Source organism: Stieleria sp. (genome assembly GCF_041595215.1).
GTDB lineage: Bacteria > Planctomycetota > Planctomycetia > Pirellulales > Pirellulaceae > Stieleria > Stieleria magnilauensis.
The window spans coordinates 1-7138 of the sequence record NZ_JBFHKV010000374.1; the positions used below are offsets into that span (position 1 = coordinate 1).

The 7138-nt window shown below is 59.2% G+C and carries 5 protein-coding genes; 3 read left to right on the forward strand and 2 right to left on the reverse strand.

Annotation, left to right across the window (positions count from 1 at the left end; all coding sequences use genetic code 11):
• Window positions 1-1566: type I polyketide synthase (locus tag ABX749_RS15535; RefSeq protein ID WP_372896778.1), on the reverse strand; the 1566-nt coding region annotated here is incomplete at its 3' end.
• 324 nt (window positions 1567-1890) lie between these two features.
• Window positions 1891-3030, reverse strand: coding sequence for an ABC transporter permease (locus ABX749_RS15540; RefSeq protein WP_372896779.1), 1140 nt, complete (start codon window positions 3028-3030; stop codon window positions 1891-1893).
• Window positions 3031-3311: 281 nt separating this feature from the next.
• Here ABX749_RS15540 and ABX749_RS15545 point away from each other — a divergent pair, with 281 nt between their 5' ends.
• From ABX749_RS15545 to ABX749_RS15555, 3 genes are all read left to right on the forward strand, one after another.
• On the forward strand, window positions 3312-4466 hold the full coding sequence (locus tag ABX749_RS15545) for a S49 family peptidase (RefSeq protein ID WP_372896780.1): 1155 nt from the start codon (window positions 3312-3314) through the stop codon (window positions 4464-4466).
• A gap of 27 nt (window positions 4467-4493) precedes the next feature.
• Complete coding sequence (locus ABX749_RS15550; RefSeq protein ID WP_372896781.1) at window positions 4494-4817, forward strand: hypothetical protein; 324 nt, start codon at window positions 4494-4496, stop codon at window positions 4815-4817.
• A gap of 648 nt (window positions 4818-5465) precedes the next feature.
• Window positions 5466-6071 carry a hypothetical protein gene (locus tag ABX749_RS15555; RefSeq protein WP_372896782.1) on the forward strand — a complete coding sequence of 202 codons (606 nt, stop codon included), beginning with the start codon at window positions 5466-5468 and terminating at the stop codon, window positions 6069-6071.
• Window positions 6072-7138 lie beyond the last annotated feature (1067 nt).

Sequence of the window (7138 nt, forward strand, 5' to 3'; positions counted from 1 at the left end):
GCGGTGGGCATGCGTGTCGCAATCGCCGGCGATTTCACGAAGCCGGCGGGCCCAATCGTGACGATCGCGTCCCACCACCACGCCGCGCCAAGCGTGTTGGCTGCGTCGTCGCGCCGCGGTTGCGGCACCGTCGGCACAGGCAACATCATGTTCGTCCAGCCAATCGGCCAGACGTGACGCGGTTTCGGCCAACGCGGTCTTGTCGTGCGCCGAAATCGGCAGCAACATCGGCGGGTGATCGTCCGCTGGCGCTGAACGTTTCGGGACTTCTTGGGGCGGTTGTCCCAGAATCACGTGGGCGTTCGCCCCGCCGTAGCCGAAACCATTGACTCCCGCCAACCGTGGTCCGTCGCAATCCCACGGTTCGGTCGAACGGGGAACCCGCAATCCGTTGGCGTCGAAATGAATGTCCGGGTTGGGCGTTTCGAAATTCAAATGCGCGGGGATGGTTTGATGCTTCAAGGACAGTGCGACCTTGATCACACTGGCGATCCCGGCACCCGCTTCGAGGTGTCCGATATTGGTTTTCACGCTGCCGATGCGGCAGGCGTCTGAGCCGCTGCGGCCGTAGCAATGGGAGATCGCACGGGCTTCGATCGGATCGCCGATCGGCGTGCCGGTCCCGTGGGCTTCGACGTAGCTGATGTCGTCACCGGCCAAGCCCGCCGATTGCAGTGCAGATTCGATCAAAGCTTGCTGGGCTGATTGACTGGGCACGGTCAATCCGTCCGTGCGGCCGTCTTGATTGGTCGCCGAACCATGAATCACCGCGTAGATCGAATCGCCATCGGCAACAGCGTCTTCGAGTCGCTTCAACAGCACCATGCCGGCGCCTTCGCTGCGCACGTAGCCGTTGGCCGAGGCGTCAAAGGTCTTGCAGCGTCCGTCCGGTGCAAGCACTCCGAGCTGGCTGAAGGCGACGAAGAAGTCCGGCAGAATCAACGCGTTGACGCCGCCGGCCAATGCCATTTGATTGGCACTCGATTGCAGGTTCTGGCAAGCCATGTGGACCGCGATCAGCGACGAGGAACACGCCGTATCGATCGCGACGCTTTCGCCACGCAAGTCAAAACAATACGAAATGCGGTTGGCAGCGATGCTGCTGCTGCCGCCGGTATTGCTGTAGGGGCCGATCACGCCGCGGTCACGGTAGCTGAGCGCACCGACGGCATAGTCAAAGCTAGAGATCCCGACGTGGACGGAGATCGGTCGGCCGGCCATCGATTCGAGCGGCACCCCGGCGTCCTCGGTCGCCCGATACGCCGTCTCCAGCAACATCCGCTGCTGGGGATCCATCGAGGCCGCTTCGCGCGGTGAAATCCCAAACAGCTGCGGATCAAACTGGTCGATCCCGTCGATGTAGCCCCCCCAGCGACTTTGGGTTTTTCCCGGTCGGGCGTGTCCCGGGGCGTAAAACTTCTCCAGGCTCCAACGGTCTTGTGGAGTCAAAGTGATGGCATCGCGTCCCAATTCGAGCAACTGCCAATAGCTCTCGGGGGAATCGCAGCCACCTGGAAATCGGCATCCCATTCCGATGATGGCGATCGGGCGAAAATCTGTCGTCACGGGTTTATTCAAGGGTGCAGAGTCAAGAAATCGTAAGGGGCCGAACTCGTCGGGAGCATGCCGTCGCGACCACAAAATACCTTCATGCGAGGTGGATTGCCGCGTCGGCCGCATCACTCCCTGCGTCGAAAGCGAGGGAATCGCTCAAGTCATACAGACAAAATTGAAGCGATTGGGGAAGCGAGAGACGCCGCGATGCTTGACGAACCCAGGCTCAAGAAACCCTGGCTCCAAATAATCCCGTGCCTGCCCACCCCCGTTGCGGACCGCAAGTGCCGTTCCACTCGCCCAAAATTTGGGCCACCGATCCGCCGGTGACGCCCATCAGGAGTTTCGCAGTGCTTCGGTCGGCATTACCGAAGCGGCACGTTTGGCTGGTAACAGCGCCCCGAGCAGCCCGATAAAGACCGATAAAACCGTACCTTCCAACAACGTCGCTGCGTCGATTGCGGGCACCAGCACCCCGCGAACCGCGGGATGTCGGCTCATTGCATCGGTGGCAAGGATTGCGAGGCCGCCGCCAAAAAAACTGGCCAGCAACGCCAGCATGATCGATTCGGAGACGATCATCCGGATCACACGCCGCCGCGGCCAGCCGACAGCGCGGAGCACGCCGATCTCACGCGTCCGCTCCAAAACACTGGTCATCATCGTGTTGAGTGTCCCGATCGCTCCGATCGCCAGGGCGATGATCGACGTCATCCAGGCCATCGACGACGCGAGTTGCATCCGTGTGTCGGTCCCCACGAATTCATCGGTCGTCATCGCGTGCAGGCGGCTGTCGACCGCGTGAATTTGGTCGACAATCGATCGCGCGTCCTTGCTGCCGACCGCCCGATCGAGCACCACGTTGATGTACGTTACTTGCCCACTGCGGTCGGAAATCGCCTGAAGCTGCTCCAGCGGCATGATCATCGAGCCGTTTTCCCAAACGCTGGAACTTTCGAAAATCCCGTCCACGACGTACGGCTCTTCGAAAATCATCACGTTCTGGCCGACCGAAATGCCCGCGCGATCGGCCAGATGGATCCCCAACGAAAGCTGCTTCGGGGGCGTTTCCGCCGAGCCGGCCACCGCCGAACGTCGCTCGCGCCAGCGGAAATCCTCTCGCAGCCAACTGTCCGCCGCGATGCCCATCGTGGGGACGCCGAAAATCTGTTGGTCTTCCAGCGAAAGTGTGTCCAGCAGAACGCCGGCGGCCCGGGCCACGCCGTCGAGTCGTTCGATCTGCCCGACCGCCTCTTCGCTGACACTGCTGCTCAATCGGTCCGCAGTGCCCTGGCGGGAGACGACGATGTCGATCGAGTGGGATTCATAGATGGCCGCAAACGACTCGGTGAACCCCTTGGCGATCCCCCGCAGTGCGACGACTGACGCGACCGCCATCGTCAATGCGATCAGGGTCAACGCGGCCCGCAGCGGGCGGCGAGTCAGGTTTTTCAGGATTAACGCGCTAAATCGCATCGTGCCAGGCAAAATCGGGAGATTGGTGTTGCAGCGGACGGTCCGCAACCGGCAAAAGCAAAGTTTGGCCGACGGGAGCCAGTTTCACCGATTTCAACCCAGCTGTCGATTCACCCGACCCATGAACCTGCACCCGACCACCGACATGGAAAGGCCCAATGGATCGCGACCGGCAACAAGAACGTCGTGCAGTCGATGTCACCCTCCCTCCGGGCATTGGTGTGTGCACAACTTTGGGCAAAAAGCGACTTGTGTCGAAACCAATGCTCAGGGGAAGAGTGATGAAAACCCTTCCTGATCAACGATTGAAACCCGACACGAAACCGCGACGGCGGTGCGATTCCACGCTGCTCCTATTGCTTTTCCTCGTGTTGCTCTCCAGCGGTTGCGGCAGCAAAGTGTTTCGCCACAACGGCGCGGTCAACATGGCTGGCGGTTTTAACATGACCGGCGACATGACCGTCGACGGCAAGATGGACATGGGCGAGTTAAAAACGACGGTCAGTCTCAGCCCCAACAGCCGCGTGACACCGCTGACATCAGTCGTCGTCTCCGGCCAGGCGACGCGGAATGGGAAACTTGCGGTCTTGGACGTGGACGACTTCCTGGTCGATCGCAACGTCGGCGGAATCGGTTCGATGGGCGAAAATCCGGTCGCCCTGTTCCATGAAAAGATCGACGCGATACGCAACGACAAAGACGTCAAAGCCGTCGTGCTGCGAATCAACTCGCCCGGCGGCGGCGTCACGGCGTCGGACATGATGTGCCATGAATTGGCGCGGCTGAAGCAAGACCGCCAGCTGCCGATCATCGCCAACATCATGACCGTCGGAACCGGCGGTGCCTATTATCTGGCCAATCACTGTGACGCCATCATCGCGCACCCGACAAGCATCGTCGGTGGAATCGGCGTGATCTTGAATCTCTACAACCTGCAAGACACGATGGGGCAGTTCAACGTCTTGTCGATGCCGATCAAGAGTGGCGAAAAAATCGACGCCGGAACGCCTGAACGCCCGATCGAAGCGGACGAACTGGTGATGTTGCAGCGGATCGCCGATGGGTTCCACCAGCGTTTGATTGATCAAATCAAATCGAAGCGGCCCAAGCTGGCCGAGTCGCAAGACCAATGGTCCGACGGCAGGGTGATGAGCGGAAGCGAAGCCCAGTCGATGGGGTTGGTCGATGGAATCGGCTACATCGACACCGCGATCGAATGGGCCAAGCAGCAAGCCGGATTAAAACCCGACGACCGCGTGGTGATGTATCGACGCGAAAACGACCACGCCTACACGCCGTTGGATGTCTCGCCCAATCAGCCAGTCTTCAGCTCGCTGATCCCGCTCCGCGTCCCCGGCCTCGACCGCAGCACCATGCCGACGTTCCTGTACCTATGGCAAAGCGACCCCGCGATGGCGACCCTGGCGCGACCCTAACGGCGACCGGCTGCGTACCATGCCGTTATGTCTGATCCCGAACGCCATCATTCGAGCCAACCGTCGCGCGATCCATCGCTGTTGGGCGACATTCAAAACCCCAAACTGATCTGGGCAAAGGGCACGCTTTTCCTCGCGCTGGGAATGCTTGCCGCCGGGATTCTGATTTCCAGGATTCCGGGGTTGTCGGAGATCGCATTGTTGTGCATCTGCATCTGGGCATTTTGCCGAGCCTACTACTTCGCGTTTTACGTGATCGAGCACTACGTCGACCCGACGTACCACTTTGCCGGGCTCGGTTCATTCGCCAAGTACGCCTGGACCCGCTGGCGATCAGGTGACCGCGACTGATGAGACCCCGCATTCGTTCGCGCCGCCAGTATCCCGTCTCACCAAGCGACTGAAGTACACCGTAGTGGACGAGGCGACGAGTCCTCGCCCAGCGTCTGTCGCAGGCCGTAGTGGACGAGGCGACGAGTCCTTCCCTAGCGTCTGGCGTAGACGGTCGTAGACGAGGCAACGAGTCCCTACGTGAAGTAGACCGTAGTGGACGAGGCGACGAGTCCTTCCCTATCGCATGAAGTAGACGGTCGTGGACAAGGCGACGATTCCTCGCCCAGCGTCTGTCGCAGACGGTAGTGGACGAGGCGACGAGTCCTTCCCTTACTGCCGACGGCAGAAAACGCGTTGCCTCGTCCACGACCTGAAATCTGAGCAGGTGATTCTTCATGGACCAACTCTTCTCCGTTATTTCCCGTGAATGCCCAACGCCTGACATCCCGACCGTAAAATGGGATTCTCGATGTCACACGGCGTTTCCGATGGAGTAGATTGGCCATCAGCAGCGATGACTCCAACTGTCGTCGTGGCCGGACGCGCGAACCACCCGCCCGCACACGCAGCCGCGGAGTCGGTGTCAATCGAAAACACCATGTCGTTCGCCGTGCCGCGGAGAACGGTGGACGTTACCCGTCAAATCCTTAGGTCGATTCCTACGCAATGTCGTTTCCTGGACGCATTCTATTCTATCTCGGCACGGGCGCGCTCCTCATGGGCGGCTACAAATCGTCACTGCTGCTACGCGGCAGCGTTTTCCCCGAGCGTGCCACGCTCACCAGCATTGGAAAAGTCAACGGAACGTCAAATGTCCACCTGACAGTTACGGACTTCGAGTTCGGCAAACACATTGTCACCTTAAAAGACGATGGCACTTGGCAACGCGTCTGGATACCGTTGCTGTTGCCCGATGGCTCTTGGCCCGATCGCAAAGTTGTTCTCCATTCAAAACACATCAAGAATCCTGCACAACTAAATGCTGTCCTGAAACGAAAGACTGTCACGGGTGTCGCAACAAATTTCTTTCAAAGCCTCGGCAAGAATCAGCAAGAACAGTTTGCACCTCTCTATCCGAATGTCAATCTGAGCGGTGCCATCGCGCTGGAACTCGATGGTACGATGCCGTCACCGTGGGTAGCTTACCCGCTTTTGATTTTTGGCCTCGTTGGATTTCCATCGGGCATCAAACTAATGTTTTTCCCGCGACGAGAGTCGCCGGAATCACTCACAGAAGACGATGGCCGAGCGGTGAACGGGCCCCGCCGATGACGCGAGTTTTGAAACCCAGTGTTTTGTCGGCGGCCCCGTTACCGCTGTCGTTCTGTGACAAAGAATAGAAAAACGCGAGAAGATGGCGAACGTCAAGAACAGTGACCGCGACGCACCGATGTTTGTAATCTACTGCAACGAGAGACGCGTCGCCACGATGTTTGATCCTCAATTCGAAGACATGTTTTGGTGTTCTTACCGACTTGAGCCAATAGACGAGTTTGGCGACCGAGTGATACACGACGCGAAGATCTGGGAACATGTCGCGTTCGTTGTGAAGGACATGCAAGGCAATCTGCCCAATTCAAACACCTTCTCGGGTGGTTTTGCAGATTTTTGTGATCGCAAGACCGACCGACTCTCGTTTCGTTCATTGTGGCCTCCGAGACCGTCACTTACGTCACGCCTCTTTGCCGCGTTCGCCGGGCTAGTTGGCTGCAATTCACAGACCCGAAAAAACACAGAACCAGAAACTGCACGTGGGTCGCGGGGTTGAGTTTGTTGAAGTGGCGAGTGGTCCGCGGCGACTGCGTGATCGTCAACGTTGAACACAATCGAACTGCTTGCCGCTTCGACGGTTGATCTGGGGTGTTGGGCGGCGACGGTGCGTTACGTGGGACTCCAGCCCGGAAGGCTGACGCCGGCTTCTTGAATCCTCTGGCCCCTGGTCGTCAGCGTTTTGGTGCGGTCGCCGTCGTGATCTCTCGTGGCCCATTGAGTGATCCGCAGGCGCATGACTCCCCCGTGACTCGCGTCGTGTGGCTGAAGGGTGTTGTTCTTTTACTCAAAGACGATTCCATCCAATCGCACGACGCGTCGATCATTGGGAGTCGAGTGCCTTTGGATGTCGGAAGTGACTATGGACTGGAACTCGCTGCGACCCCATCGGGCAACGCTGTGAAGCATTTAGTCCCTGCGTTTTACGAGGTGTTAGCGGCAGGGCGCAAGCCCTCCGGTCCCTCATCGTTCCCGAAATACCGGAGGGCTCGCGCCCTACCGCTCAGTCGACAAGGTTTAGACAAGCGCAGGGCCCTGCCGCTCACAAGCATCACTCCGTTTGGTGTCAA

Coding starts and splice junctions, on each gene's coding strand:
- ABX749_RS15540 (WP_372896779.1), bottom strand. CDS start 3,030: ATGCGATTTAGCGCGTTAATCCTGAAAAACCTGACTCGCCGCCCGCTG.
- ABX749_RS15545 (WP_372896780.1), top strand. CDS start 3,312: ATGAAAACCCTTCCTGATCAACGATTGAAACCCGACACGAAACCGCGA.
- ABX749_RS15550 (WP_372896781.1), top strand. CDS start 4,494: ATGTCTGATCCCGAACGCCATCATTCGAGCCAACCGTCGCGCGATCCA.
- ABX749_RS15555 (WP_372896782.1), top strand. CDS start 5,466: ATGTCGTTTCCTGGACGCATTCTATTCTATCTCGGCACGGGCGCGCTC.